General features: G+C 64.6%; 32 protein-coding genes. 15 read left to right on the top strand and 17 right to left on the bottom strand.

The window, feature by feature from the left end:
* Window positions 1–119: 119 nt before the first annotated feature.
* Window positions 120–524: a hypothetical protein gene (locus ACK4TE_RS05415; protein ID WP_409910466.1), complete on the bottom strand. Its 405-nt coding sequence runs from the start codon at window positions 522–524 to the stop codon at window positions 120–122.
* A 290-nt stretch (window positions 525–814) separates the two neighbouring features.
* Window positions 815–1,321 (bottom strand): DUF1543 domain-containing protein, encoded by a 507-nt coding sequence (locus ACK4TE_RS05410; RefSeq protein WP_409910465.1) that lies wholly within the window; start codon window positions 1,319–1,321, stop codon window positions 815–817.
* A gap of 174 nt (window positions 1,322–1,495) precedes the next feature.
* On the opposite strand from ACK4TE_RS05410, the gene ACK4TE_RS05405 reads away from it, so the two are divergent.
* Entirely contained in the window at window positions 1,496–1,921 is a 426-nt protein-coding gene (locus ACK4TE_RS05405; RefSeq protein ID WP_409910464.1) for a DUF2141 domain-containing protein, read from the top strand.
* Window positions 1,922–1,990: 69 nt separating this feature from the next.
* Here the strand turns inward: ACK4TE_RS05405 and ACK4TE_RS05400 are convergent, their stop codons facing one another.
* The 3 genes from ACK4TE_RS05400 to ACK4TE_RS05390 all read right to left on the bottom strand — a co-directional run bounded on the left by ACK4TE_RS05400 (window position 1,991) and on the right by ACK4TE_RS05390 (window position 4,374).
* Window positions 1,991–2,470, bottom strand: a complete 480-nt coding sequence (locus ACK4TE_RS05400; protein ID WP_409910463.1) for a MarR family winged helix-turn-helix transcriptional regulator — start codon at window positions 2,468–2,470, stop codon at window positions 1,991–1,993.
* Window positions 2,471–2,634: 164 nt separating this feature from the next.
* The gene (locus ACK4TE_RS05395) at window positions 2,635–3,309 is read right to left on the bottom strand and encodes a DUF805 domain-containing protein (RefSeq protein WP_409910462.1); all 675 of its coding nucleotides are present in this window, start codon (window positions 3,307–3,309) and stop codon (window positions 2,635–2,637) included.
* Entirely contained in the window at window positions 3,310–4,374 is a 1,065-nt protein-coding gene (locus ACK4TE_RS05390; protein WP_409910461.1) for an enoyl-CoA hydratase/isomerase family protein, read from the bottom strand.
* 135 nt (window positions 4,375–4,509) lie between these two features.
* On the opposite strand from ACK4TE_RS05390, the gene ACK4TE_RS05385 reads away from it, so the two are divergent.
* Complete coding sequence (locus ACK4TE_RS05385) at window positions 4,510–4,797, top strand: PilZ domain-containing protein (protein WP_409910460.1); 288 nt, start codon at window positions 4,510–4,512, stop codon at window positions 4,795–4,797.
* Between the two features lie 5 nt (window positions 4,798–4,802).
* Here ACK4TE_RS05385 and ACK4TE_RS05380 read toward each other — a convergent pair whose 3' ends face one another.
* Complete coding sequence (locus ACK4TE_RS05380; RefSeq protein ID WP_409910459.1) at window positions 4,803–5,354, bottom strand: cytochrome b; 552 nt, start codon at window positions 5,352–5,354, stop codon at window positions 4,803–4,805.
* A 62-nt stretch (window positions 5,355–5,416) separates the two neighbouring features.
* A complete protein-coding gene (locus ACK4TE_RS05375) occupies window positions 5,417–5,824 on the bottom strand; it encodes a globin (RefSeq protein WP_409910458.1) in 408 nt (135 codons plus the stop codon).
* A 102-nt stretch (window positions 5,825–5,926) separates the two neighbouring features.
* Between ACK4TE_RS05375 and ACK4TE_RS05370 the strand changes: the two genes are divergently transcribed.
* Window positions 5,927–6,775, top strand: coding sequence for an SDR family NAD(P)-dependent oxidoreductase (locus ACK4TE_RS05370; protein WP_409910457.1), 849 nt, complete (start codon window positions 5,927–5,929; stop codon window positions 6,773–6,775).
* A gap of 116 nt (window positions 6,776–6,891) precedes the next feature.
* Here the strand turns inward: ACK4TE_RS05370 and ACK4TE_RS05365 are convergent, their stop codons facing one another.
* Complete coding sequence (locus ACK4TE_RS05365; RefSeq protein WP_409910456.1) at window positions 6,892–8,031, bottom strand: isobutyryl-CoA dehydrogenase; 1,140 nt, start codon at window positions 8,029–8,031, stop codon at window positions 6,892–6,894.
* A gap of 58 nt (window positions 8,032–8,089) precedes the next feature.
* Between ACK4TE_RS05365 and ACK4TE_RS05360 the strand changes: the two genes are divergently transcribed.
* Both ACK4TE_RS05360 and hemB read left to right on the top strand, forming a co-directional pair.
* Entirely contained in the window at window positions 8,090–8,632 is a 543-nt protein-coding gene (locus ACK4TE_RS05360; protein WP_409910455.1) for a GNAT family N-acetyltransferase, read from the top strand.
* Between the two features lie 29 nt (window positions 8,633–8,661).
* Window positions 8,662–9,657, top strand: coding sequence for a porphobilinogen synthase (hemB, locus tag ACK4TE_RS05355; RefSeq protein WP_409910454.1), 996 nt, complete (start codon window positions 8,662–8,664; stop codon window positions 9,655–9,657).
* Between the two features lie 78 nt (window positions 9,658–9,735).
* Here the strand turns inward: hemB and ACK4TE_RS05350 are convergent, their stop codons facing one another.
* Together ACK4TE_RS05350 and ACK4TE_RS05345 are read right to left on the bottom strand one after the other, a co-directional pair.
* Entirely contained in the window at window positions 9,736–10,176 is a 441-nt protein-coding gene (locus ACK4TE_RS05350) for a DUF1801 domain-containing protein (RefSeq protein WP_409910453.1), read from the bottom strand.
* 26 nt (window positions 10,177–10,202) lie between these two features.
* Complete coding sequence (locus ACK4TE_RS05345) at window positions 10,203–11,066, bottom strand: NAD(P)-dependent oxidoreductase (protein ID WP_409910452.1); 864 nt, start codon at window positions 11,064–11,066, stop codon at window positions 10,203–10,205.
* 198 nt (window positions 11,067–11,264) lie between these two features.
* Here ACK4TE_RS05345 and ACK4TE_RS05340 point away from each other — a divergent pair, with 198 nt between their 5' ends.
* The 6 genes from ACK4TE_RS05340 to ACK4TE_RS05315 all read left to right on the top strand — a co-directional run bounded on the left by ACK4TE_RS05340 (window position 11,265) and on the right by ACK4TE_RS05315 (window position 17,310).
* Window positions 11,265–11,891, top strand: coding sequence for a flagellar motor protein MotB (locus ACK4TE_RS05340; protein WP_409910451.1), 627 nt, complete (start codon window positions 11,265–11,267; stop codon window positions 11,889–11,891).
* Window positions 11,892–11,991: 100 nt separating this feature from the next.
* Complete coding sequence (locus tag ACK4TE_RS05335) at window positions 11,992–12,750, top strand: arginyltransferase (protein WP_409910450.1); 759 nt, start codon at window positions 11,992–11,994, stop codon at window positions 12,748–12,750.
* A gap of 57 nt (window positions 12,751–12,807) precedes the next feature.
* Entirely contained in the window at window positions 12,808–13,917 is a 1,110-nt protein-coding gene (locus ACK4TE_RS05330; RefSeq protein WP_409910449.1) for a TRAP transporter substrate-binding protein, read from the top strand.
* Between the two features lie 12 nt (window positions 13,918–13,929).
* Window positions 13,930–14,598 carry a TRAP transporter small permease subunit gene (locus tag ACK4TE_RS05325; protein WP_409910448.1) on the top strand — a complete coding sequence of 223 codons (669 nt, stop codon included), beginning with the start codon at window positions 13,930–13,932 and terminating at the stop codon, window positions 14,596–14,598.
* The gene (locus ACK4TE_RS05320) at window positions 14,588–16,171 is read left to right on the top strand and encodes a TRAP transporter large permease subunit (RefSeq protein WP_409910447.1); all 1,584 of its coding nucleotides are present in this window, start codon (window positions 14,588–14,590) and stop codon (window positions 16,169–16,171) included. The genes ACK4TE_RS05325 and ACK4TE_RS05320 overlap by 11 nt, the downstream gene beginning before the upstream one ends.
* A 2-nt stretch (window positions 16,172–16,173) precedes the next feature.
* Window positions 16,174–17,310 (top strand): aminotransferase class I/II-fold pyridoxal phosphate-dependent enzyme, encoded by a 1,137-nt coding sequence (locus tag ACK4TE_RS05315; protein WP_409910446.1) that lies wholly within the window; start codon window positions 16,174–16,176, stop codon window positions 17,308–17,310.
* A gap of 9 nt (window positions 17,311–17,319) precedes the next feature.
* Here the strand turns inward: ACK4TE_RS05315 and ACK4TE_RS05310 are convergent, their stop codons facing one another.
* The 5 genes from ACK4TE_RS05310 to ACK4TE_RS05290 form a co-directional block, all read right to left on the bottom strand.
* Window positions 17,320–17,592, bottom strand: coding sequence for a hypothetical protein (locus ACK4TE_RS05310; protein ID WP_409910445.1), 273 nt, complete (start codon window positions 17,590–17,592; stop codon window positions 17,320–17,322).
* A 72-nt stretch (window positions 17,593–17,664) separates the two neighbouring features.
* Complete coding sequence (locus ACK4TE_RS05305; RefSeq protein WP_409910444.1) at window positions 17,665–18,060, bottom strand: DUF1801 domain-containing protein; 396 nt, start codon at window positions 18,058–18,060, stop codon at window positions 17,665–17,667.
* 11 nt (window positions 18,061–18,071) lie between these two features.
* Window positions 18,072–18,704: a hypothetical protein gene (locus tag ACK4TE_RS05300; protein ID WP_409910443.1), complete on the bottom strand. Its 633-nt coding sequence runs from the start codon at window positions 18,702–18,704 to the stop codon at window positions 18,072–18,074.
* Window positions 18,705–18,774: 70 nt separating this feature from the next.
* Entirely contained in the window at window positions 18,775–19,125 is a 351-nt protein-coding gene (locus ACK4TE_RS05295) for a hypothetical protein (RefSeq protein ID WP_409910442.1), read from the bottom strand.
* A gap of 38 nt (window positions 19,126–19,163) precedes the next feature.
* Complete coding sequence (locus tag ACK4TE_RS05290; RefSeq protein WP_409910441.1) at window positions 19,164–19,736, bottom strand: LemA family protein; 573 nt, start codon at window positions 19,734–19,736, stop codon at window positions 19,164–19,166.
* A 108-nt stretch (window positions 19,737–19,844) separates the two neighbouring features.
* Here ACK4TE_RS05290 and ACK4TE_RS05285 point away from each other — a divergent pair, with 108 nt between their 5' ends.
* On the top strand, window positions 19,845–20,546 hold the full coding sequence (locus tag ACK4TE_RS05285; protein ID WP_409910440.1) for a VIT family protein: 702 nt from the start codon (window positions 19,845–19,847) through the stop codon (window positions 20,544–20,546).
* A gap of 31 nt (window positions 20,547–20,577) precedes the next feature.
* On the opposite strand, the gene ACK4TE_RS05280 is transcribed toward ACK4TE_RS05285, so the two are convergent.
* Window positions 20,578–20,910 (bottom strand): ArsR/SmtB family transcription factor, encoded by a 333-nt coding sequence (locus ACK4TE_RS05280; RefSeq protein ID WP_409910439.1) that lies wholly within the window; start codon window positions 20,908–20,910, stop codon window positions 20,578–20,580.
* Between the two features lie 51 nt (window positions 20,911–20,961).
* On the opposite strand from ACK4TE_RS05280, the gene ACK4TE_RS05275 reads away from it, so the two are divergent.
* Window positions 20,962–21,432 carry an SRPBCC family protein gene (locus ACK4TE_RS05275; RefSeq protein ID WP_409910438.1) on the top strand — a complete coding sequence of 157 codons (471 nt, stop codon included), beginning with the start codon at window positions 20,962–20,964 and terminating at the stop codon, window positions 21,430–21,432.
* Between the two features lie 32 nt (window positions 21,433–21,464).
* Window positions 21,465–22,208 carry an SIR2 family NAD-dependent protein deacylase gene (locus tag ACK4TE_RS05270; protein ID WP_409910437.1) on the top strand — a complete coding sequence of 248 codons (744 nt, stop codon included), beginning with the start codon at window positions 21,465–21,467 and terminating at the stop codon, window positions 22,206–22,208.
* 3 nt (window positions 22,209–22,211) lie between these two features.
* On the opposite strand, the gene parC is transcribed toward ACK4TE_RS05270, so the two are convergent.
* A complete protein-coding gene (gene parC / locus ACK4TE_RS05265) occupies window positions 22,212–24,449 on the bottom strand; it encodes a DNA topoisomerase IV subunit A (protein WP_409910436.1) in 2,238 nt (745 codons plus the stop codon).
* 173 nt (window positions 24,450–24,622) lie between these two features.
* Here parC and ACK4TE_RS05260 point away from each other — a divergent pair, with 173 nt between their 5' ends.
* A complete protein-coding gene (locus ACK4TE_RS05260; RefSeq protein WP_409910435.1) occupies window positions 24,623–25,264 on the top strand; it encodes an extensin family protein in 642 nt (213 codons plus the stop codon).
* The last annotated feature ends 33 nt before the right edge of the window (window positions 25,265–25,297 follow it).

The following is a 25,297-nucleotide window of genomic DNA, read 5'->3' as shown; positions in this document are numbered from 1 at the left end:
GATGGGCATGTGCCGAAGCGCTGGTGAGCCTGCCCATCTTTCGACTTCGCTCAGGATGAGCTCCACGAGGGCGCGAGATGCGGCCTCTGGGTCCCGGCTTTCGCCGGGATGACAGGGGGCTAGGATGTGTTGTGTGGGACGAGGGCGCAGGCCCCCTCCGTCAGCGCGCGGAGCGCGCTGCCACATCCCCCGCTTCGCAGGGGAGGATGGGGGATCGTCGCATGGGTTTCGCTTGCGGTGAGCGCAAGAAGTTGCGCGGGCACGTTTGTGCTCCACACCGGGTCATCCCAGCGCGGTTTCTCAAGTTCGTAGGGTTTCCAGGCTGTGGGGTCGGGTTTCTTCTGGCCGAGATAGGCGGGGTAGACGTAGCCCCATCTTGTGGTGGCTAGCATCACGTTTTCGTAGCCGCAGCTATCGAACCAGAGGAAGAAGCGGTTGAGGCTCCACCAGAGGATGGGCCAGCATAAGGGGTGAACGTGCCGGAAGAGCGGCGCGAAGTTCGGGTCTCTGCGGAGTTGGCGCATGGAGATCATGGGCGGGAGAATACACCCGCCTGTGGGGGTGTAGCGTTGGGTTTCTGATCTTTCTGCTTCAGGCTTTGATCCGTAGGGGGATTTTTGGCGTTTGGCCGGATTTGGTGTTGCATAAGGGGGCGGTGCATTGCGCTTCGCTTAATGCACCCTACGGGCTGCGCGGCGGGGATGGGGCGGGAGATGGGGGCTCCCCCCCTCCGTCTGCTTCGCAGACACCTCCCCCGCACGCGGGGGAGGTGGGCGTTGCGTTAGCCTCAGCCGTTACAGGCGATTCCAGTTTTTTACAGCTTTGTGTAGTCCGACACGATGCGCGGGTCCGGGGCGGAGGGATCCGGCTCGCCGATATCGAGGTGGAGGTTTCCGGGCAGGCGCGTGCCGACTTCCAGGATGTCGTCGATGGCGGTGAAGTTGTCCTTATGGCGGCCGGTCCACTCGGGAGAGAGAGCGCGGGCGCGGGTCCAGACTTCGGATTTTTCCGTGCCGGTCATGAAGAGATAATGATGCTGTTCGCCAAAGAGTTCGGGTGTGTAGCCGCCGATATTGATGAACCAGAGCGACAGGCGCGGTCCGGCGGGCGCGCGGCCGGGAACCACGCGGACCGGGCGGCCATCGACATGGGTAAGTTCGGCATAGCCATCGATGTGGAGCGATTTCGGCGTGCCCCACCAGGCGGCGCGCAGTTGCGGGATCGTGTCTTCGAGCGTCTCGCCGACGCAGAAGCGGACATCGTGCAGCTCGACATTGGCGCGCGGATGGTTGCCCCCAACGAAGACGGCGAAGAGTTTCATATGCGGCCTCCGGGATTCGGGAGGGCGAGGGTGGCGGGGGCCGGTGAGGCTGGCAAGCCCCCTGCCCTGCTGGCGTCAAAGGGCTTTGACTTTGATACACAAAGTTCTTTGTTGACGGCATATCCGCTTTGATTTACAAAGTGGATATCAGCCAGCCCTTAGGAGACCCCCGACATGCCCCTGCCGAAACCCCTGATCGCCCTTGCCTGCGCCTTCACAATTGCAGGTGTCGCCGGCGCCGCCCCGCTCACCGTGACGGTGACGGATATCGAAGCGCGCGGCGGCACCTTCTATGTCGGCGTGCAGACCGAAGCGCAGTTCATGCAGGATGCCGGCGTGGCCGGCGAGATGATCGAAGCGCCGGAAGCGGGCGCCAAGACGTTCACGTTCGACCTGCCGGAAGGCACCTATGCCGTTTCCGTGTGGCACGACTTCAATGGCAATGGCGTGTTCGATACGTCCGCAGACGGACGGCCCGTGGACGGCTGGGGCGCGATCAATGGCGAGACGCTGCGCGCGGCGCCGGAGTTCGGCCAGGTGAGCATCGCGGTGCCGGCCGGCGGCGCAAGCGCCGCGGTGAAGACCTTCTATCCGGAATGATCCGCTCATCCCTGTGCGGATGAACTGAAAACTCCCGGCACCCTGGAGGGGCCGGGAGTTCCTTTTTTCTTAGAGACGATACCGGATCTGGTCCGACCAGAAGCGCTCGAGGCGCGAGATGGTCTTGTTGAGCTGGTTCAGATCGTCGACGCGGACCGAGGCCGTCGGCTCGAGCGCGGTCGCCTGCTTCTCGAACAGTTTGGCGACGCGGGCGCGGACTTTCTTGCCGCGATCCGTGAGGCGGAGCGTGACTGTGCGCTTGTCGTCTTCCGAACGCGTCTGGATCAGGTAGCCGCCTTCCTGGAGCTTCTTGACGTTGTAGGAAAGGCTCGTGCCGGCAAAGGCACCGCGAGCGCGGAGCACGGAAGCCGGGGCATCGCCCTCGCCGATTTCATACAGGAGCAGAGCCTGCACGCCGGTCAGCGACCGTTCGCCGCCGCGCTCGAGGTCGTCCTTGACGACGTCGTGCAGACGGCGATGGGCCTGTTCCAGAAGCGACAGAGACTTGAGGAAGTTCTCGCCGATAGAAGTATTTGCAGTGTCCTGCATGTCGATCATCATCATTTTCACCACCACTCAACTTTTGTTGTAGTTTGAACAGAGTTACAGGGGGAAAACTAATATTTCGATAAGCACAACATGCCCCGCAAAGCACAGGGTTAATATTCGGCGTGCATTTTTAACCGTTACTGCACCGAAACGGTGCGGCGGGCTCAGGTGAAGACGTTGATCGTCTGTGCCGGCCCGTATTTCGGGCTTGCCCCGTGTTTATTAGGATTGGGCCGGGAATCGAAGAACATCAGAATAAAGAGTATGATGCCCCCAATAGAGGGCAAGACATTGATCAGGTAGAGCCAGCCGCTGATATCCTGGTCATGCAGGCGCCGGATAGTGACGGCCATGCCGGGTATAATACTGTATAGCCAGAACAGAACCGTGAGGACCGGAACAAAGTCCGGACTGCCCATGGGATCGCCGCCGAGAAATACTGCCGAAATCAAACCGTCTACGATGAACAGTATTACCAGAGAAACGAGCCAGAACAGGAAGTATCCCCAGTATTCGGCGCGGCGGGCACGGCCATAGAACTGAAAGTAATTCCGGGTGAGCGTACGGAGGAAGTAAGTAAAGAGGCCGTCAGCCTTGGCCGCGACCGCGGGTGCGTAGGCGGCGTCGGACAGGGCGGCCGGTGGCGGGGCGGCCGGGCGCGAGAGGACGTAGATATCGCGCGCTTCTTCGCCCAGGGAGACGAAATCGACCGGTGTGCCGGCTGCGAGGGCGGCGCGCCGGTGCACGCGGTCGGTGCGGAAGGTGTAGCGCCGGCCATCCTCGCCGAGGATGAGGCCGGGGCCGGTATCGTCGTCGGGCCTCAGAACCTCGCCGCGCATCTAGTCTCCGAAGGTCAGCTCGTCTCGGCCGAGCGGGGAAAAGTAGCGGTCGACATCGGCAGGCGTCACGTCTTCGAGGCGGGCGGGCTTCCAGACGGGGGCGTTGTCCTTGTCGATGATGACGGCGCGCACGCCTTCGAGGAAATCGGCGCTCTGCACCTTGCGCCAGCCGATACGGAATTCCATGCGCATGTTGTCTTCGAAACTTTCGAGGCGGCGGCCCTCGCGCAGCTGGCGCAGGGCGACCTTGACGGTCTCGGGGCTTTTGGCGCGCAGGGTGGCGGCTTCAGTGTGCGCCCAGTCGCCTGTGTCTCCTTCTAGGGCGGCGAGAATTTCCTCGGCGGTGTCGAAGCGGAAACAGCGGTCGATGGTTTCTCGGTGCGGGGCGAAGCTGCCGGGCGGGATGGCATGGGTGAAGCGGCCGAGGATTTCGCCGAGCAGCGCGGCGGCGCCGTCCGAGAAATCGGCGCTTTCGAGCTGGCGGGCGAGCGCGGGTATGAGTTCGGACGGCATGAAATGCGTGGCGACGCGGGCGGCGGCGACATCCACGCCCTTCAGGCGCGCGCCGGTTAGGGCGAGCCATGTGCCAAGCTCGCCGGCAAGGCGCGGGAGGAACCAGCCGCCGCCGACATCCGGGAAGAGGCCGATGCCGGTTTCCGGCATGGCGAAGACGGTGCGCTCGGTGGCGACGCGGTGGGAGCCGTGGACGGTGAGGCCGACGCCGCCGCCCATCGTGACGCCGTCGATGACCGAGAGGATGGGTTTCGGGAAGGCTTCGAGGGCGGCATTCATGCGGTATTCGGTGCGGAAGAATTCCCGCGCCTCGGACGCATCGCCCGCGCCGCTTTCCGCAAGCATGCGGATATCGCCGCCGGCGCAGAAGCCGCGTGTGCCTTCCTGATGGTCGATCCAGAGGAGGTGCACAGAGGGATCGCCCGCCCAGGCGCGCACGGCATTAAGGATGGCAGCGCACATCGGCGTGTTGAGCGCATGCAGCGCGCCGGGCCGGGTCAGCGTGATCCGGCCGAGCCCGCCCTGCTGGCGGATCAACACATCCTGGCTCATGCCGATTTCCCCGTCCAAAGTGTGAACCTCCCGTAAATGCGTTCTTCCCGAATTGATACAAGCTGTTTCGGCAAGCCTTTACATCTGTGTGCGATAACCATGATCCAAACCCAAGAGCCAATACCGGGATCCGATATGGTCAACCAATCCAACCACGCTCCGCGACTGGATGTTGCGAAGTTCAACCGCCGGGGACAGCGCATTCGTGTGGAAGCACGCGGCATGGTCAAGCTCGGCTGGTTCAGGCGGCAGGAAGTCGAGATCCGGGACGTGTCGGCGGGCGGTGCACGCCTTGCCCTGCCGGAAGGTGTGCTGCTGCCGGACGAGTTCGAGCTGCGGATTCCGCAATTCCGCCACCCGCGCAATTGCATGAAGCGCTGGGAAAGCGGCCTGGAAATCGGCGTCGAGTTCAAGCTCGACTGATACTTTCAGACCGCTGCCTGGCCTGACAGCATGCGGCGGAGCGTTCCGTCGCGGTCGATGACGGCGTGTTTCAGGGCGCCGGCGATGTGCAGGACAATCAGTGTGGCGAGCGTGTAGGCGGCATAGCCGTGCACGGCGCGGGCGGAGCGGGCGAAATCCTTCATCTCTGCAAAGGCCGGGATTGTGAATAGGCCGTACATATCGATGCCGCGCCCGCCCATCAGCGACATGAGGATGCCGGACAGCGGCATGATGATCAGTGCAAGGAGCATGGCGCCGTGCACGAGTTTCGACAGGGTGAGTTCCCATGCGGCGCGGTCTGATGCGGCGGGCGGGAAGCCCTGACCAAGGCGCCATGTGACGCGCCAGAGCGCGAAGAAGAAGACGAGCGTGCCGGTGGCCTTGTGAAGGTTGCGCATCTCTCCGGCCTGTTCGTCCGGCAGGACGTCATAGGACAGGATGAAGCCGACAATCAGCAGGCTGGCGAACAGGGCGGCGCCGAGCCAGTGATTGAGGCGCGAGACGGAGCCATAGGTGGCGCTGGTCTTGTCGGTCATGTCTGTCCTCCCCGGATCAATTGAGGCGAGACTAGCGGAGGCGGCACAGCCGCGCCAGTGGTTCAGACGATGGCGGCGATTTCGGCGAGGCGGGTGTCCCAGGCGGCGGCGGCTTCGGGGGTCCAGGCGTCGCCGTTGAGATCACGCACCGTGTCGCGGATGACGCCAAAGATGAGATCGAGATCGGCTTCAGCGAGACCATAGGCCGTGTGGCTGAAGCGCGAGGAGGAGATGATGACGCGCTGGGTGGGTGCATCATCGGCGAGGCCGAGGATGGCGTTGAAGCAGGTTTCCAGCATGGCGCCGCGCACGCCGCCATCGGTATCCATTACGAACAGGGCTTCGAACTCGGGGCGCAGGGCGAACAGGCGCGCATAGACCAGCGGCGCAGGATCGGTGCCGGTTTCGGCGGCACGTTCCAGCGATTCGAAGATCAGGTCGGCGGGCATGGACTTTTGATGGCAGGTCATTCCGTCTCCGTCAAAAAGTGACGCTGGGTGAAGCGCGCGGGCCGATTGCGCGCAGCCTGCGCCCGGCGCATGGTCTGGCAAAACGAAACCCGGGAGGAATACGTGAAACACCTAGAGGGAAAGACGGCGTTCGTGACCGGCGCGGCCTCCGGCATCGGGCTGGGCATTGCGACAGCGCTGGCGCAGGCCGGCGTGAAGGTGATGCTGTGCGATATCGAGAAGGCGGCGCTGGACGCGGCCGTGGCGGGCCTCAAGGCGACGAATGCGGACGTGGCCGGCGTGGTGGCAGATGTGTCGCTGAAGGACAACCTGCAGCGCGCTGCCGACGAGACGATTGCGGCATTCGGCAAGGTGCACATTCTCGTCAACAATGCCGGCGTGGGCGGCGGGGGCGATTATGGCACCTGGAATGATGCGGGCTGGAACTGGGTGATGGGGGTGAACCTCTGGTCTGTGATCTGGGGCATCGAGATTTTCGGGCCGCTGATCGAGAAACATGGCGAGGGCGGGCAGATTGTGTCGACTGCCTCGATTGCGGGCATGATCGCGGCGACGAACCCTTCCTATGATGTGACGAAGTTCGGTGTGGTGGCGTTGTCTGAAGGACTGCGGCCGAAGCTGGCGCCGAAGGGGATCGGCGTTTCGGTGCTGTGCCCCGGTTTCATCCGGACACGGATCATGGAATCCACCCGCAACATTCCGGACCGGTTTGCCGGCAAGATTCCGGAGCGCGCGCCGGATGTGGCGCAGACAGAGCTGATCCAGAGCGCGGCGGACGCGATCGCCCACGGGATCGACCCGCTCTATGTCGGCGAGCTGGTACGTGAGGCGATCGAAGGCGACTGGCCGCACATTTTCACGGACCTGCAGTTCGAGCCGTATATCGAGGCGCGGTTTGCGGTGATCCGGGAGGGGTTTGACCGGATACGGGGACGGGTGCCGCGGCACTGACGCTTCCAGCCCAGTGGTGTCATCCCGGCGAAAGCCGGGACCTAGTTCTACCCCCGAAATGTTGCAATTTCTGGGTCCCGGCTTTCGCCGGGATGATAAGAAATGAGAGGTTTTTGCTACCCCTTCAGCATATCCCTTGAGATAATCACACGCATGATCTCGTTTGTGCCCTCGAGGATCTGGTGGACCCTCAGGTCACGGACGATGCGTTCGACGCCGTAATCGGCGAGGTAGCCATAGCCGCCGTGGATTTGCAGGGCGTCGTTGGCGACCTTGAAGGCGGTGTCGGTGACGAACCGCTTCGCCATCGCGCACCAGCGCCCGGCATCCGGTGTCTTGCCATCGAGACGGCCGGCGGCTTCGTAGAGCATCAGGCGGGCGGCCTGCAGCTCGGTTTCCATGTCGGCGAGCCTGAACTGGGTGTTCTGGAAATCCGCAATCGCCTTGCCGAACTGTTTGCGGTCTTTCGCGTAGGCGACGGCCTTGTCGAGCGCGAGCTGGGCGCCGCCGAGGGCGCAGGCCGCGATGTTGAGGCGCCCGCCATCGAGCCCCGCCATGGCGAAGCGGAAGCCGTGGCCTTCCTCGCCGATGCGGTTTGCGGCGGGCACGCGCAGGCCGTCGAGGATGACCTGCCGCGTCGGCTGGGACTTCCAGCCCATCTTGCGTTCGTTGGCGCCGAAGGAGAGGCCGGGCGTGTCTTTCTCGATGATGAAGGCGGAGACACCCTTTGCTCCGTCATCTGACGTTCGGGCCATCAGGACATAAACGTCCGACGTGCCGGCGCCGGAGATGAATTGCTTGGTGCCGGTGATGACGTAATCGCCGCCGTCTCTCACGGCCTTGGTCTTGAGGCTGGCGGCGTCAGAGCCTGCGCCGGGTTCGGTGAGGCAGTAGGAGGCGATCAGCTCCATCGCGGTGAGGCGTGGCAGCCAGGCCTTGCGCTGGGCGTCGGAGCCGAACGTGTCGATCATCCAGGACGCCATGTTGTGAATGGAGATGAAGGCGGCGGTGGAGACATCACCATAGGAGAGCTGTTCGAAGATGATCGCCGCATCGGTGCGCGTGAGGCCGGAGCCGCCGACATCTTCCTGCACATAGATGCCCGCGAAGCCGAGTTCGGCGGTGGACCGGATCACGTCGACCGGGAAGTGGCTGTCCCTGTCCCAGGCCTCCGAATGGGGGGCGAGCTGGTCGGCGGCGAATTTGGCCGCCATGTCGCGGATCATCGCGCGCTCATCTGTGAACAACAGGCTCATTGGCAATCCGTCCCAATCCCAATATGTCTGCGCCCGGAATGGATTAGAGCCTGCCCCCATGTCAACTCGCCGCCTGCCCGACGGATATACGATCACCCCGGCAGCGCCGGAAGATGTGGCCGATCTCGTGTTTGCAGACCTTGCCGCCAGCAAGCTGTTTGCGGGCACCGGATATCTTCCGGACGAGGCCCTCACCGACCATGTGCCGGTGGAAACGCTGGAAGCGGCTATGGCGCCGGGCCACCTGACGGCGGTGCGCTGCAAGGGCGACGCGGTGGGCTTTGCGCTGACTTCCGTGCGCGGCAATTCCCTCTATCTCGACCAGATCAGCGTGGACCCCGCGCATGGGCGCAAGGGGCTGGGCGCGGCGCTGATGGAGCATGTGATCCGGGATGCCGGGCGGCGGGGGCTGAAATCGGTGACGCTGTCGACCTTCCGTGACCTTGCCTGGAACGGGCCGTTTTACCGCACGCAGGGCTTTCGCGAGCTGCCGAGGCGGCAGTTCGAGGACTGGATGCTGCAGATCGAAGCCTCGCAGGCGGCCAATGGGCTGGACGTGTCGAAGCGCTGCTTCATGGTGCGGCGCACCGGCTGGTTGTGAGCCGGGCGGATTTGGCGCTAGGAAGGGGCATGACCGAGTTTCCCCAATCCTTCCCCGCCACCCGGATGCGCCGCCTGCGGCAGGCGCCGTGGGTCCGCAGCCTTGTCGCCGAAACGGTGCTGACGCCGGCCGACCTTGTCTGGGCCGTATTCGTGCATGATGGCGAGGGCCGCGTGCCGGTCGCCTCGCTGCCTGGGGTGGACCGGCTCTCGGTGAAGGAAGCGGCGCTGGCGGCGAAGCGGGCGAAGGCGCTGGGCATTCCGGCGATCGCGGTGTTTCCGTATATCGGGCCGGAGGGCAAGGATGCCGAAGGCACCGGCGCCCTTTCACCGGAGGGCCTCGTGCCGCGGGCGCTGAAGGCGATGAAGGATGCCGCCCCGGAAGTTGGTCTGATCACGGACGTTGCGCTGGATGCCTATACAAGCCACGGCCATGATGGTCTGCTGGACGAGGACGGGACCATTCCCAACGATGCGACGGTGGAGCGGCTGGTTCGCCAAGCGCTGGTGCATGTCGGTGCGGGCGCGGACGTGGTTGCCCCGTCGGACATGATGGACGGGCGCATTGGCGCCATCCGCGCGGCCTTCGAGGACGAAGGCTTCACCAACGCCATGATCCTCGCCTATGCCGCCAAATATGCCAGCGGCTTCTATGGCCCCTACCGCGAAGCCATCGGCTCGGCGGCGGCGCTGAAGGGTGACAAGAAAACCTACCAGCAGGATCCTTCGAACACGGATGAAGCGCTGCGCGAAGTGGCGCTCGACCTTGCCGAGGGCGCGGACATGGTGATGGTGAAGCCCGGCCTGCCCTATCTGGATATCGTGCAGCGGGTGTCGGGCACGTTCGGCGTGCCGACGCTGGCCTATCAGGTGTCCGGCGAATATGCGCAGATCATGGCCGCCGCGCAGAACGGCTGGATCGACGGCGACCGCGTGATGATGGAAACGCTCATGTGCTTCAAGCGCGCGGGCGCGGCAGGGGTGATTACCTATTTCGCGGAGCGGGCGGCGGAGAAGCTGGCGTAGGGTGGGTTAGCCGAAGGCGTAACCCGCCACTGTTACTCATCCGTGGACGGCGGGTTACGGCCTTTGGCCTAACCCGCCCTACGCGTCCCACGTCTGATGATTTTTTCGGACGTGCGCGAGGCCGAAGAGGACGATTTCTTCGAGCACCTTCATGTCCACATCGGCGAGCTTGTTGATGTAGAGGCAGCTCTTGCCGGTCTTGTGCTTGCCGAGGCGGGCGAGCTTGTCGGAGATGTCCGTGTAGCCCGGCAGGATGTAGAGGACCATGTTGGCCTTGCGGGGGCTGAAGCCGGTCATGCACATTTCGCCGGAATGGCCGCTGTCATAGGTGTAGGCATAGCGGCCATAGCCGATGATGCTCGGGCCCCACATCTTCGGTTTGAGGCCGGTGACTTTCGTCATCCATTTCAGCAGCGTTTCGGCGTCGGCCTTGCGCGGGCCGTCTTCCATTGCGGCGATGAAATCCTTTGGCGTGATTTCAGTCGCTTTGGTTTTCAGGTCGTACTTTGCCTTGGCCATGGATCCCCTCCTCCGAACACGGAAGATTAGGGCGTCCTGTTCAACCGCGCAATCAGGCTCGACGTATCCCAGCGGTTGCCGCCCATGGCTTGCACGTCGGCGTAGTACTGGTCGACCATGGCGGTGAGCGGGAGGCTTGCGCCGGTCTCGCGGGCGGCGTCGAGGGTGATGCGCAGGTCCTTGCGCATCCAGTCGACCGCGAAGCCGAAATCGAACTTGCCCTCGGTCATTGTTTTCCAGCGGTTTTCCATCTGCCAGCTTTGCGCCGCGCCGCCGGAAATCGCCTCGATCACTTTCGCAGCGTCGAGCCCGGCTTTCTCGGCGAAGTGCAGGCCTTCGGCGAGGCCCTGCACGATGCCCGCGATGCAGATCTGGTTGACGGACTTGGCGAGCTGGCCGGCGCCGGTGTCGCCGATCAGGGTGATCTTGTGGGCGAAGGCGTTCATCACCGGCTCGGCGGAGGCGAAGGCGGCTTCCTCGCCGCCGCACATGATGGTGAGCTTGCCATTGATCGCGCCTGCCTCGCCGCCAGAGACCGGGGCGTCAGTGAAGCGGGCGCCTTTCGCCTTGCAGCGCAAGGCGAGGTCGCGGGCGAGGCCGGCGGAGGCGGTGGTGTGGTCGATGACGGTCATGCCCGCGCCGAGGCTCGGCTCGAAGGCATCGAATACGGCGCGCACGTCCGGATCATCGCCGAGGCACATGAGGACATATTCGGCGCCGAACACGGCCGCGGCGGGGTCTTTGGCGATGTCGCCCCGGTGGACGGCTTTCCAGGCTTCGGATTTCGCTGCCGAGCGGTTCCAGACGGTAACCTGATGACCCGCCCGCGCGAGGTGGCCGGCCATGTGAAAGCCCATGACTCCAAGGCCGAGGAATGCGGTGCGCGCCATGACTGTCTCCTTTTGGGACGGGTTTGCGGACGCAATAGATCGAATTTCATCGAAATCCCACCCCCGCCCGAAGCGTGGGTTTCACCATGACCTGATAGGGATGACGGTGCCGTCAGAAGGACAGGACCAGGACGAATGGCTCACGCCACAACCCTCCGGACACGCGCGGGCAGAATGCCCGCCTTCCCGGCCCGTAAAATGGGCACGTGGAAGATTGCGTATGCCGACTTCCTGACGGCACTGATGGCCTTCTTCCTGTTGATGTGGCTGGTCAGCGGCGTTTCCCCGGAAAGCCGCGCCGCCATTGCTGCCGAGTTCAAGCCCCGCCCTGCCGACACCTCCCTTGCCACCACCGGGGACGTGCCGGTGGAGACGGACCGCCTGTTCAGCCTGCTGACCCTTTCCGAAGTGTTGAAGGCGGCCGGCGAGAGCATCGTTCTGACGGCTGAGCCGGACGGGGTGCGGATCGACCTCGTGGATACTGAAGGCCGCCCGCTGTTCGAGAGCGCCCGCGGCGCCCTGACGCCGGAAGGCCGGGCATTGGTGGAAGCGGCGGCGGTGACGCTGGCCGGTCTGCCGAACGCCCTGTCGATCGAGGGGCATACGGATGCCTTCGGTCTGGCCGGCGCAGGATATTCGAACTGGGAGCTGTCCTCCGACCGCGCCCATGAAGCCCGCCGCTTGCTGGCGGCTGGCGGTGTGGCAGATGAACGGGTGCGGGCCGTGACCGGCCTTGCCGACACTCAGCCCCTGAACCCCGGCGAGCCGCACAATGCCCGCAACCGCCGGATCAGCCTGAAAGTGCATCTCGGCGCCCAACCCTGATGCAAACGGGCCACGCCCCTGTGACTTTTTTACAGCGGCAGGCTCCCTCCCCTGATTTGGGCTATTGGCGCCGGGGCGGCGCGGTGTATCGTCGCCCGACATGAAGTTTACGGATTCCCATCTGTTGCCGGCCGGGCTTGAGCGGTCGCTGAGGTTCTATGTGACGAACCCCAGTCCCTGCCCCTATTTGCCGGATCGGAAGGAACGCAAGGCCTTCACCAATCTCGCCATTCCTGAAGCCGACGCCGTGCACAATGCGCTGAGCCAGTCGGGTTTCCGCCGCAGCCAGTCGATTGCCTACCGGCCGGCCTGCCTTCGCTGCAATGCCTGCCGCAGTGTGCGCGTACCGACGCGGGAGTTCACCTTCAGCCGCAATGACCGGAAGGTGATGGCGAAGAACGCCTCGCTGGTGCGCCGCCCGGTCGCCTCGCAGGCAACGCGCGAGCAGTTCCGCCTGCTGAAGGCCTATGTGAAGCATCGCCACGACAATGGCGGCATGTCGGAGATGACCTACCGGGACTATGTCGCGATGGTTGGCGGCAGCCCTGTGCAGAGCCTGATCTTCGAATACCGCGACGGGCCGGAAGAGTCCGCCCCGCTGGTCGCAGCCTCGATCACCGACATCCTGCGCGACGGGTTCTCGATGGTCTACACCTTCTTCGACCCGGAACAGGACCGCCGCAGCATTGGCCATCATGTGATCCTCGATCACATTCGCCATGCCCAGGAACTCGGCCTGCCGCACCTTTACCTCGGCTACTGGGTGAAGGGCAGCCCGAAGATGGCCTACAAGCGCCGCTACCAGCCGCTGGAAGTGCTTGACGGGGATCGCTGGCGGCTCTTGAGAGACGACGAGTAAGCCGCAAGGCCCCTGACCGGCAGAAGACCGGCGGGCGGCAGCTGGGGAGGCAATGGCATGATCAACCGGCGCAATCTGGTCGGCGCGGGGCTGCTTGGAGCGGCGGGCGCGGCAGCGACCTTTGCGAACCCGAAATCCGGCGAGGCGCTTTCCGGCCCGGCGATCAGCCGCAGCCGGCGCCGCTTCAACATGGTGACCACCTGGCCGAAGGGCCTGCCCGGCCTCGGGCGCGCGGCCGAGCGCCTGTCCGAATTCGTGTTCGCGATGTCTGACGGTCTGATGGAGATCAAGGTGTTCGCCGCGGGCGAGCTGGTGCCGCCCTTCGAGAGCTTCGATGCCGTCGCCAACGGTTCGGCCGACATGTATCACGGCGCGGACTATTACTGGACGGCGAAGTCCACCGGCTTTCCTTTCTTCACTGCCGTGCCTTTCGGCATGACGGCGCAGGAGATCATGGGCTGGATCGATTTCGGCGGCGGGCAGGAACTCTGGGACGAACTTGCCGGCCAGTTCGGCATCAAGTCGCTGCAGGGCGCCAATACCGGCCACCAGATGGGCGGCTGGTTCCGCAAGGATATCCGTACACTGAACGATTTCGTAGGCCTGAAGATGCGCATTCCAGGGCAAGGCGGCGAAGTGCTGCGCGCCCTTGGCGGCGCCTCTGTCGCGCTGGCGGGGGGCGAGATTTACCAGGCGCTGCAGACGGGCGCGATTGATGCGGCCGAATGGGTGGGCCCGTGGAATGACTACGCGCTCGGCTTCCACCGCGAGGCGCCCTATTATTATGGCCCCGGCTTCCATGAGCCCGGCGCGAGCCTTGCGGTCGGCATCAACCGGCAGGTGTGGGACAGCCTGATCCCGAGCGAGCAGGAGATTCTTAAAGCCGCCTGCGCAGCCTGCAATCACATTGCGCTCGGCGAGTTCACCTATCAGAACTCCGTCCACCTCGATCTTCTCGTGCGCGAGCACGGCACGCAGCTCCGGTCGTTCCCGGAGGAAGTGGTGAAGCGGATGTCGGAAGCCGCCTTCGATGTGCGCGCGGCGAGCGGGCGCGACGGCATCGAGAAGCGGATCTATGAGAGCTTCGAGCGCTCGCTCAAGCTGATGCGCGGCTGGGCGGGCGTTTCCGACGGCGCGTATTACACCGCCCGCGCACTCGGCAAGTAGCAGGGCCGAAGCATGGATCCCCAGCTTGTCAGCGCATTCGGCACTTTCTTCAAATGGGCGGGCTTTGCCCTGCTGCCGCTGTTTGCGCTGCCGCTGCTGGCGCTGGCGTTGCCGGGCCTGCTGGACGGCATCGCGAAACGCATCATCGCCGTCATCGACAAGGTGACGGGCACAGCGCTCGGGGCGGCCATGTTTGCCGGCGCCGTGCTGATCTTTGCGCAGCTGGCCGTGGTTGTGCTGCGCTATGCCTTCGGCCTGTCCTTCACCTGGCTCAGCGAAATTGTCATGTACGCCTTTGCGGCAATGTTCATGCTCGGTGCTGCGGCCGCGCTGCGGGACGGCGCGCATGTGCGCGTCGACATCCTGCGCCCGCGCTTCGGCGAGGCGGGGCGCAACTGGATCGAACTGGCGGGCGCTTATCTGCTGCTGTTTCCGATCTGTGTACGGATCATTACGACCAGCGAAGCGGGCCTTTCGCGCAGCTGGATGCTGCTGGAAGGCTCGCGTGAGTCGGACGGATTGCCGATCCTGTTCCTGTTCAAGTCTCTGGTGCCGGTCTTTGCCGTGTTGCTGATGGCGCAGGGCCTGTCGGAGAGCCTGAAGGCTGCGTTGCGCCTGACCGGCGCCCTGCCCCCGGCAGAGCCTGCCGCAGATGCGGAGGCGAGCGGCCATGGAGCTTGAGGCCATCCTCGCCATCACTATGTTCCTTGTTGCGCTCGGCGGCCTGCTCGCGGGCTATCCGGTCGCGCTGACGCTGGGCGGCGTGGCGCTGATCTTCGCGCTGATCGGCATTGCGCTCGGCGTGTTTCCCGACACGTTCCTGAAAGCCTTCCCGAGCCGTATCGAAGGCGGCTCGATCATGCAGAGCCAGACGCTGATTGCGGTGCCTTTGTTCGTCCTGATGGGGGTGATCCTTGAACGTTCCCGTGTGGCAGAAGACCTGCTGACGATTGCGAGCCGGCTGCTGACCGGCGTGCGCGGCGGGCTGGGTTTTGCGGTAATCCTGGTTGGTACGCTGCTCGCGGCTTCGACTGGCATTGTCGGCGCAACCGTCATCACCATGACGCTGATCGCCCTGCCGTCGATGCTGCGGCAGGGATATGATCCGCGCCTTGCAACCGGCACGATCGCGGCCTCCGGCACGCTGGGGCAGATCATTCCGCCCTCCATCGTGCTGATCCTGCTGGCGGACGCGATTTCCAATGCGGCGAGCCAGGCGAGCCTGCGCACGGGCGCGGGCTCGGCGGTCGTCTCTGTCGGCGACCTGTTTGCCGGCGCGCTGATCCCCGGCCTGCTGCTCGTGCTGTTCTATCTCGCCTGGGTGGCGGCGATGGCGATTTTCCGCCCTACCTCCTGCCCGGCAGCGCAGCCCGATGACAGCGTGCCACCGCTGACCTTCAAGCAGGTAGCCATCGGCCTCGGCGCGCCGCTGACGCTGATCGTGGCGGTGCTTGGGTCGATCCTCGGCGGGATTGCTCCGCCTACGGAGGCTGCGGCCATCGGCGCGGGCGGCGCGCTGTTGCTGGCGGGGCTGCGCCTGTCGGTGGACGCGAAGAGCCGGCTGTCGCTGGTCATCCTCGCGGGCTTTGCGAGCCTGCCGGTGATCCTGATCCTGCGCAACACGCTGGACCTGCGTGTGGGCGATATCGAGCATTCAGGGCTGGCAGCGGCGGGCATGGGCGTGACGGCGCTGGCGGCATTCGTGTTCTTTGCCGCGCTGGCTGCATCGCTGGTTGTTCTCTGGCAACGCACGCAGCTGAAGCCTGCGTTGAAAAGCGCGACGCACATCACATCCATGGTGTTCCTGATCCTGATCGGCGCGTCGCTGTTCAGCCTCGTCTTCCGCGGCTTTGACGGCGACGACCTGATCGCCGACATCCTGCACGCCGTGCCCGGCGGCAAATGGGGCGCGCTGGCGATGACGATGCTGGTGATGTTCATCCTCGGCTTCTTCCTCGACTTCATCGAGATCGTGTTCGTGGTCGTGCCACTGGTGGCGCCGCCGCTGATCCTGCTGGGATGCGACCCGGTCTGGCTGGCGATCCTGATGGCGGTGAACCTGCAGACGAGCTTCCTGACACCGCCCTTCGGGTTTGCGCTGTTCTACCTGCGCGGCGCGGCGCCGCCGGAGGTGAGCACGGGGCAGATCTGGAGCGGCGCGCTGCCCTTCATCGGCCTACAGCTTTTGCTGATCGCCTGTGTCGCGGCGATGCCGCAGCTCGCGACCTGGCTGCCGTCGATAGCGGCGCGCTGACGATGGGACAGGATATTGCGCCCTTCCAGGCGATCTCGATCAGCCGGCGCGCGCATGAAATGAAGGCGGCGGGCAAGCGCATCCTGCACATGGAATTCGGCCAGCCTTCAACCGGCGCCCCGAAGGCCGCCATCGCGGCGGCGCACGGCGTGCTCGATACCGAGTCGATGGGCTATTGGGAGAGCGTGCCGCTGAAGGAGCGCATCGCGCGGCACTATCTCGAGACGTACGGCGTCGAGGTGAAGACGCGGCGGATCGCGATCACCTGCGGGGCTTCGCCTGCGCTGGTGCTGGCGCTGGCGACGGCGTTCAATCCTGGTGACCGGATCGCGCTCGCCCGGCCGGGCTATGTGGCGTATCGCAACACCATCCGTGCGCTGAACTTCGAGCCGGTGGAGATTCCCTGCGGCGAGGAAACACGTTTCCAGATTTCGGCGGCGGCAATTGAGGCGCTGCCAGAGAAGCCGCAGGGCATCCTGCTGGCGAGCCCGGCGAACCCGACCGGCACGATCATTCCGAAGGAGGAACTGGCCGCGATTGCGGGCGTTGCCAAGCGGATCGGCGCGCGGATCATCTCGGACGAGATCTATCACGGCCTCACCTATGGGCCGAAGATCCACTCGATGCTGGAGTTCGACCCTAACGCTTACATCGTCAACAGTTTCTCGAAGTATTTCTCGATGGCGGGCTGGCGGCTTGGCTGGCTGGTGTCGCCCGAAGACGGGGCGCAGCGCACGGGCGCCTATATCGGCAACCTCTTCCTGACCGCGCCCTCGCTCGCCCAGCATGCGGGCCTCGTGGCAATGGACAGCCGCGCGGAGCTGGACGGGCATGTCGAGGTCTACCGCGCCAACCGCGCGCTCATGCTGGACGCGCTGCCACGCCTTGGCCTCGAGCGCATCGCGCCGCCGGACGGGGCGTTCTATATCTACGCGGACATTTCGCGCTTCACGGATGACAGCCTCGCCTTCTGCCTGAAGCTGCTGGAGGAGACAGGTGTGGCGACCGCGCCGGGGATGGATTTTGATCCCGTGGAGGGGCACCGGTTCATGCGGTTTTCGTTTGCGCTGTCTACGGATGAAATCTGCGAGGCGCTCAGCCGGCTGGAGCCTTGGTTCAGGGCGCAGCTGCAGCGCTGAAACGCACGTTCAGGACGGCTGAAGTTCTTTCGGCGTCGAGACCTTGCGCGTCTTCGCCTTTGCCTTCGGCTTCGGCAGTTTGCGGAACCGGCTCTGGCACCAGGCCCAGCCGAGGCCGACATCGACAAGCGCGTCGGAGCGCCCGCAGGGGCAGGCAAATTCCCAGAGGTCGAACACGCGGTAGGTCTCGCCGGCGACCAGCGGCACGGGCTCGCCCGTCACGTGGTTCGGGGCCGCGTTGACACACAAGACCAGATCACCGGGACCAAGAGCATCACTCATCGCGCAAGCCTGATACCACAAGATTGGGGTGCCGCGCGAGTGGCCTCAGGTGGGCGGCGGTAAGCCCTGCGGTTAAAGTTCGAGCTTCAGGAGCTTCCCCTTGCGCGTAATGAGATTCTTGTAATCCCACTGGATGGTCTGCGCCTTCTTCAGCCAGCGGCGCAGGTCGCGGAGCGGCACCTCTGAGGCGTCATTGAAGAATACGGAGGCATCCTTGAACTTCTTGCCGGTGACATTCAGACCGGCCTCCTCGAAATCCGCGCCGCTCCAGAACATCAGCCGGATGCCGGGCTTCTGCTTGCTGTAGCCGGCGATGGGATTGCCATCGAGGAACCAGACCGGATGGGCATGCCAGATCTTGCTCTCCGCCTTCGGCAGCGCCTTGCCGATCTCCTGCGCGAGCAGGTCGCACACCTCGCGGTGCGCGGGGTCCTGCTGAGCGTTGTAGGTCTTGATGTCAGGATGCATCCGATCTGTTCCTAGTCCTTGCACGCGCCCCAGAAGCTCTCAGTGCCCGGCACGGCGCCCTGCGATACGACCTGTTCCGGCACCAGCACGATGAAGTCCTCTTCCGGGGAGAGGCGGATATACAGTGTTCGGGCGAGGCTGCCGGGGGTCTGCTCCGGCTCGTTCCAGCAACCGGGCGCCACCGCGCCGAAGGCAAGCTCGTTCTCACCCGGCGCTTCGCGTTTCAGGCGGGAGAGTTCAGCGCTGAGCGCCGCAAGGCGCGCGGTGTCCTCCGCCATCGTGCCGTAGGTCCACACGGTGAAGCCATCCTTGGCCTCGCTCGCCAGTACGGCGCTGCTCGCCTCGGACGTTTGCACCAGCGGGAAGTTCTCGGCGATGTCGATGCCGAGGCGCGGGTTCATGACATTGATCTGGAGATAGGCGCCTTCTTCATACGCCCGAAAGGTCGACGGGATGCGCATGGCAAGCGCGATCTTCGACAGGTCGAGCGCGCCGGGGTCGAGCAGCGCTTCGGGCTCCGCCTCCATTGCGGCAGACGCCGACTCGTCGAGCGGCAGGGGCGCGTCAGCGGCAGGCGTTTCAGCTTTGGGAGAACACGCCGAGAGCAGCAATGCGGCGGCCGCGGCAGCGAAGACAATGCGCATGAGGGCGTTCCTTTCAGGATCGGGCGGCGCCACGCTGGCGCAACTTGCGGGCGCCGTCCAGCCTGCGAGGCTAGTCGCAGCTGTATTCGGCTTCCGCGCTGCCATCGGCCGCGAGGGTGAGCGACAGGAATGCGCAGCCTTCGGGCGCCGCCTCACGGGCAGCTTGTTCGAGTTCGGCGGGAAGCGTGTCTTTGCCCTCCTGAACGCGGAAGTTTCCGTCTGTCAGCAGGGTGAGTTTCAGCCTGAAGCCCTGCCCGTCCAGCGGCGCGGCGTAGAAGTTGAAGTTCTCTGTGCCGAGCGTTTGCGGCGCAAGGCCGTTCCAGCTGGACGCGCTCCACTTCACCTGCGGCGCACCCGCGCCGGATGCGCAGGCGGCGAGCCCGCAGAGGCCCGCCGCCAGTATCAATGAATTCTTTGTCATCACGGCCTCCCGTATACGGAAGGCCAGTGTGCCACGCCTCAGCCTTTCTTGAAACTGACGGCCGGTGGCTCTTCCAGAGCGGCGCGGTTGCCGGCGCCGACATCGAAAAAGTCGCGCGGCTCGAAATTGAAGCTGCCAGCGATGATGGAGCCGGGGAACTGTTCGCGAGCGGTGTTGTAGTCCTGGACCGCCGAGTTGTAGAAGCGGCGCGCGGCGGCGAGCTTGTCTTCGATGGCGGAGAGTTCCTGCTGCAGCTGCAGGAAGTTGGTGTTGGCCTTGAGGTCCGGATAGGCTTCGGCGAGGGCGAAGATCTTGCCGAGCGCGGCGCGCATGGCGCTGTCGGCAGCTGCCATCTCACCGGCCGTGCTGGCGGCCTGCCCGGCCTGACGGGCGTTGATCACCTGCTGCAGCGTTTCCTGCTCGTGCGCGGCGTAGCCCTTTACCGTTTCGACGAGGTTGGGGATCAGGTTCACGCGCTGTTTCAACTGCACATCGACATCGGCGAAGGCCTGGTTCACGCGCTGCCGCTTCTGGACCAGGCCGTTATAGATCAGGATGATCAGGCCGACGACCGCGACGATGGCGGCCAGGACGATCAGGACAAGGTTCATGGGTGCCCCCTAGAGGAATTCCGGATATTAAAAGGGGTAATGGGGTGCGAGGCTGCGCGCAAGGCTGGATTGGCCTCGCAGGCCGGCGCCCTACGGGAGACCAATCAGATGACACCACCTTATCCGAGGGGCGAGCACCACTACATTCACCGGATCGGCTGGCTGAGGGCCGCCGTTCTGGGCGCCAATGACGGCATCCTCTCCACGGCGAGCCTGATGATCGGGGTGGCTGCAGCTGCCGCCTCCTCAGCCGACATCCTGATCGCGGGGGTGGCCGCGCTGGCCGCCGGGGCGATGTCGATGGCCGCCGGCGAGTATGTCTCCGTCAGCTCTCAAGCGGATACCGAGAAGGCTGACCTCGCGACGGAGCGGGCGGCGCTGAAGGACTATCCGGAAGCCGAGCTGCAGGAGCTGGCCGATATCTACATCGCCCGGGGCGTTGAGCCGGCGACCGCCCGAGCGGTGGCCGAGCAACTGAGCCGGCATGATGCGCTGGGGGCACATGCCCGCGATGAGCTGGGCATGACCGAGGTGGCCGCGGCGCAGCCTGTCCTGGCGGCCCTCAGTTCGGCAGCCAGTTTTGCAGTCGGCGCGATCCTGCCCATCATTGCCGCGGTGCTGGCACCGGAAGGCATGGTGAGCGTGACACTCGGCACGGTTTCACTGGTGAGCCTTGCCCTGCTGGGCTGGATGTCTGCCGTGATCGGCGGGGCGAGCCGGTGGCGGGCGATTGTAAGGGTCGTGTTCTGGGGCGCTGCGGCGATGGCCGTGACCGGTCTGATCGGGCGCCTGATCGGCACCGCTCTCTAGCCGGGGCTTTATCCCGCCGGGTATTCGGGCGTCAGCCTTCGAGGCCTGCCCTCATGCGCGCCAGCAGGTCCACCGCGCCGGCGGCGTGGGGGCCGATCCAGCGGTCGTGGATCGCCTTGATGGGCAGCGCATTGAGATGGTTCCAGCGCACGCGGCCCACCTTGTGGGCGATGACGAGATCGGCGCCCTCGAGCACCTTGAGATGCTGCATCACCGTGCAGCGGTCGATCTGCGGGAAGCGGGCGCAGAGCTCGCCGGTGGTCTGAGGATTATCCTTCAGCGCATCGAGGATGGCGCGGCGCACCGGCGCGGCGAGCGCGCGGAACACGGCATCTTCCCTCGTTTCGGCATCCACGCTTGACATGTTATATTTTTATAACATTATGGAATGAAAGAAAAGCCCCCGGAGAAAAAAATGGACCTGAAGTTCGAAGTGAGCGGGCGCATTGCCCGGCCGGTGGACGAGGTGTTCGAGGCGGTGGCGAACCCCGACAAACTCTCCGGCTATTTCACCACCGGCGGCGCGAAAGGCCGGTTGGAGACGGGCGCGGTGGTGACGTGGGACTTTGCGGACTTTCCCGGCGCCTTTCCGGTACATGTGGTCGAGGTCGAGAAAAACAAGCGCATCATCCTGCGCTGGGATGCGGGCGATACGGACGGCGAACCGGGCGGCGAAGGCGGCACTTACCAGACGCTGGTGACGATGCGGTTCGAACAGCTGGAGGATGGGCGCACGCTGGTTTCGATCTCAGAGGAAGGCTGGCGCCAGACGGCGGCCGGACTGAAATCGACCATCGGTAATGCCGGCGGCTGGATGCAGATGCTGTGCGCCATGAAGGCCTGGGTGGAGCATGGCATCAATCTGCGCGAAGGCATGTTCCGCTAGCCCGGCGGCGAATTTGATATAGCTTTGGCGGCATGACCGAAGCTGACCTCCTCGCCGATTTCATCCGCAACGCGCGCCGCGCCGTGGTGTTCACGGGCGCGGGCATTTCGACCGAGAGCGGCATTCCGGATTTCCGTTCGCCGGGCGGGGTGTGGAGCAAGATGAAGCCGATCATGTTCCAGGATTTCATCTCATCTTACGCGGCGCGGCGGGAGGCGTGGAACCGCGTGTTCAATCGCACGGCAGGCTGGACGGGCGCGGCGCCGAATGTTGGGCACTTCGCGGTGGCGCAGCTAGTGGAGATGGGCAAGGTATCGTCCGTGATCACACAAAATGTCGACAACCTGCATCAGGATTCCGGCGTGCCGGAGGACAAGGTGATCGAGATCCACGGCAATGCAAGCTATGCGAAATGCCTGAATTGCGGCAAGCGCTACGAGATCGAGGACCTGCGCCCGCGCTGGGAGGCGGAGGAGGATATCACCTGTGTGTTCTGCACTGGCCTGATCAAGACCGCGACCATCTCCTTCGGCCAGCCGATGCCCGGCAAGCAGATGGCGCTGGCGACAGAGGAAGCGGCGCGCTGCGACCTGATGCTGGTGCTCGGCTCGTCGCTGGTCGTCTACCCCGCCGCCGGCCTGCCGCTGCTCGCGAAGGAGCGCGGCGCGGACTATGTGATCGTCAACCGCGAGGAGACGGAACAGGATCCGTATGCGGATCTTGTGCTGAATGTCGGTATCGGGGAGCTGATGACAGCGGTGATGGGGAAGTTGTAACCCCTACCCGCTGAACGTGCCACCTCTTGGGAAGCCCTTGGGGACGACCTTGCCGGCCTGGGCGCGTTGGCCGCGCCAGGATTTCCACTCTTCGAAGGCGCGGAACCGGTCGCCGGTGCGGACGATCAGGCCGTCGCGCTTGTCGAAGGTGATGATGTCGGCCAGCATGTACTTGCCGTTATAGGCCTGCAGCTTGTTGCCCTTGCCGCGCGGCATTTCCGGCAGGTCTTTCAGCGGGAAGATCAGCATCTTGCGGTTGGTGCCGACGACGGCGAGCATGTCGCCTTCGACCGGGATGGAGGCGATGAGTTCGCCCTCGCCGACATTGACGATCTGCTTACCGGCCTTGCGGTTTGATTCAAGCTCTGCCTCCGGCACGACGAAGCCGTAGCCGGTGGACGAGGCCATGACGCGTTTGCGCTCGGGGTCGAACCTGAACATCGCGACAATGGCGACGTTGTCCTCCAGCTCGATGGAGAGGCGGATCGGTTCGCCATTGCCGCGCCCGCCCGGCAGGCGGTCGGCGGCGAGGATGAAGGCGCGGCCATCGGAGGCCATGAAGACGAGCCGGTCTGTGCTCATCACTTCTTCCATGAAGCCGGGGCCGTCGCCTTCCTTGTACTTGATCGAGTCGAAGTCGAGCCCGTGGCCTTTCATGCCGCGTATCCAGCCCTGCTGGGAGAGGACGACCGTGACGGGCTCTTTCGGGCGGGAGGCTTCGAGGGCGGCTTCGAGATCGACTTCCGGCGCTTCCTCGAAGGTGGCGCGGCGGCGGCCAAGGTCCGTGGACGGATCAAACTCGTCGCGCGCGGCTTTCAGCTCCTTCGAGACTTTCGACCATTGGCGGCGCACCGAGCCGAGGAGCTGGACTAGCTCTTCGCGTTCTTCCTGCAGGCGTGTGTGCTCGCCGCGGATTTCCATTTCTTCCAGCTTGCGCAGGGCGCGCAGGCGGAGGTTGAGGATGGCTTCGGCCTGGATGTCGGAAATCTTGAACCGCTTCATCAGGACGGGCTTGGGCTCGTCCTCGGTGCGGATGATGCGGATCACCTCGTCGATATTGAGGTAGGCTTTCAGGTAGCCTTCGAGGATGTGCAGGCGCTTTTCGATCTTGTCGAGACGGAACTCGGCGCGGCGCACCACGACTTCGCGGCGGTGATCGAGATAGGCCTGCAGCACGCCGCGCAGGCCCATCACCTGCGGCGCGCCCTTGTGCAGCACGTTCATGTTGAGGCTGAAGCGCGTTTCAAGATCGCAGACCTTGAACAGGCTTTCCATCAGCACATCCGGCTCGACCGTCTTGGCGCGCGGCACGAGGATGAGGCGGACGTCTTCCGCGCTCTCGTCGCGCACGTCTTCGAGCAGCGGGACTTTCTTGGCTTCGAGCAGTTCCGAGAGTTTCTCGAGCAGCTTGGATTTCTGCACCTGGTAGGGAATCTCGGTGACGACGATCTGGTAAGTGCCGCGGCCGGTATCCTCGACAGTCCAGCGCGCGCGCATACGGAAGGCGCCGCGGCCGGTCTCGTAGGCGTCGAGCATCGAGGCATGGTCCTCGACAATGACGCCGCCGGTGGGGAAGTCCGGCCCCTTCACATATTCCATCAGCTCGGCAGTGGTCGCCTTCGGCTTCTCGATCAGGAAGCGGGCCGCGTCGATGACTTCGGCGACATTGTGCGGCGGGATGGAGGTGGCCATGCCCACGGCAATACCGGTGGCGCCATTGGCGAGCAGGTTCGGATAGCCGGCGGGGAGCACGACCGGCTCCTCGTCATTCTCGGCATAGTTCGGACGGAAATCGACGGCGTTCTCGTCGAGCCCTTCCATCATCAGCTCGGCGGCGCGCGTCATGCGCGCTTCGGTGTAGCGGTAGGCGGCGGGGCTGTCGCCGTCGATATTGCCGAAATTGCCCTGTCCGTCGACGAGCGGGTAGCGGACGTTGAAATCCTGCGCGAGGCGGACGAGCGTGTCATAGATCGAGCTGTCGCCGTGCGGGTGGTAGTTACCCATGACATCGCCGACGATCTTGGCGCACTTACGATAGCCGCCTTCGGGGTCGAGCCGCAGGACGCGCATGCCGTAGAGGATGCGGCGCTGCACCGGCTTCAGGCCGTCGCGCACATCCGGCAGGGCCCGGGCGGTGATGGTGGAGAGGGCATAGGCGAGATAGCGCTTGGACAGCGCCTCGCTCATAGTCTCGTTGATGATCCGCTCTTCCGGCGGCGGAGAGGATCCGCGCTTCACCATTCTGGTCTCTTCTGCAGTTCGTGCCACATTCTGTGCTCAACGGGGGTTCAGGGTTGATCCCGACTCACCGAAGGGCACAGGTTAATAGAAACCGGGCTTTGGTTAAGGAAAGGAAAAGGCCCCTGCTGCTGAAAAAGCTCTGGAAATACTGCTTCGGGCTGGCGGCGCCCTCCGTGGCCGGGGCAAGCCTGTTCCTGTGGCTGGCGCCGCCGCAGCACAACCCCTTCCGGCCGCTGGCCCTGAACGACCCGCCGGGGATCGCCTCGCATTACAAGCTGACCCAGATGAAAAACCACCGGGAGGCCTGCTTTGCGGCGCTGGATGCGACGGGGGTGCTGTACACGCCCCTGCCCGACACCGAGGACGGGCCGGCCTGCGGCAAGCAGGACGCCCTGACGCTGGACCGGTCGTTGACCCCCTATTCCGCCACCCTCAGCATGACCTGCACGCAGACCGCGGTGCTCTATTCATGGGAGCGGCATGTGGCCCGCCCCGCGGCGATGGAGCTGTTCGGGTCGCAGATCGTGCGGATCGATACGTTCGGCAGCTTCTCCTGCCGCAATATTGCGGGCACCACGCGCCGCTCGCAGCATGCCACGGCGAATGCCATCGACATTGCCGGCTTCCAGCTGGAGGATGGCCGCGTGATCAATGTGAAGACGCATTGGGGCACCGGCGGCAAGGAAGGCGAGTTCCTGAAGCGCCTGCACAAGGGCGGGTGCCGGCTGTTCTCGGTGACGCTGGGCCCGGACTACAATGCCGCCCATGCCGACCATTTCCATTTCGACAAGGGGCCACAGCGGGCCTGCAAGTGAGCGGAGCCGGTGTAGGCCGGGCGCGGCGGCCCG

The organism is Hyphomonas sp. (assembly GCF_046313975.1).
In the GTDB taxonomy this organism is placed as follows: Bacteria; Pseudomonadota; Alphaproteobacteria; order Caulobacterales; family Hyphomonadaceae; genus Hyphomonas.
This window is presented reverse-complemented; position numbering and strand designations above follow the sequence as displayed.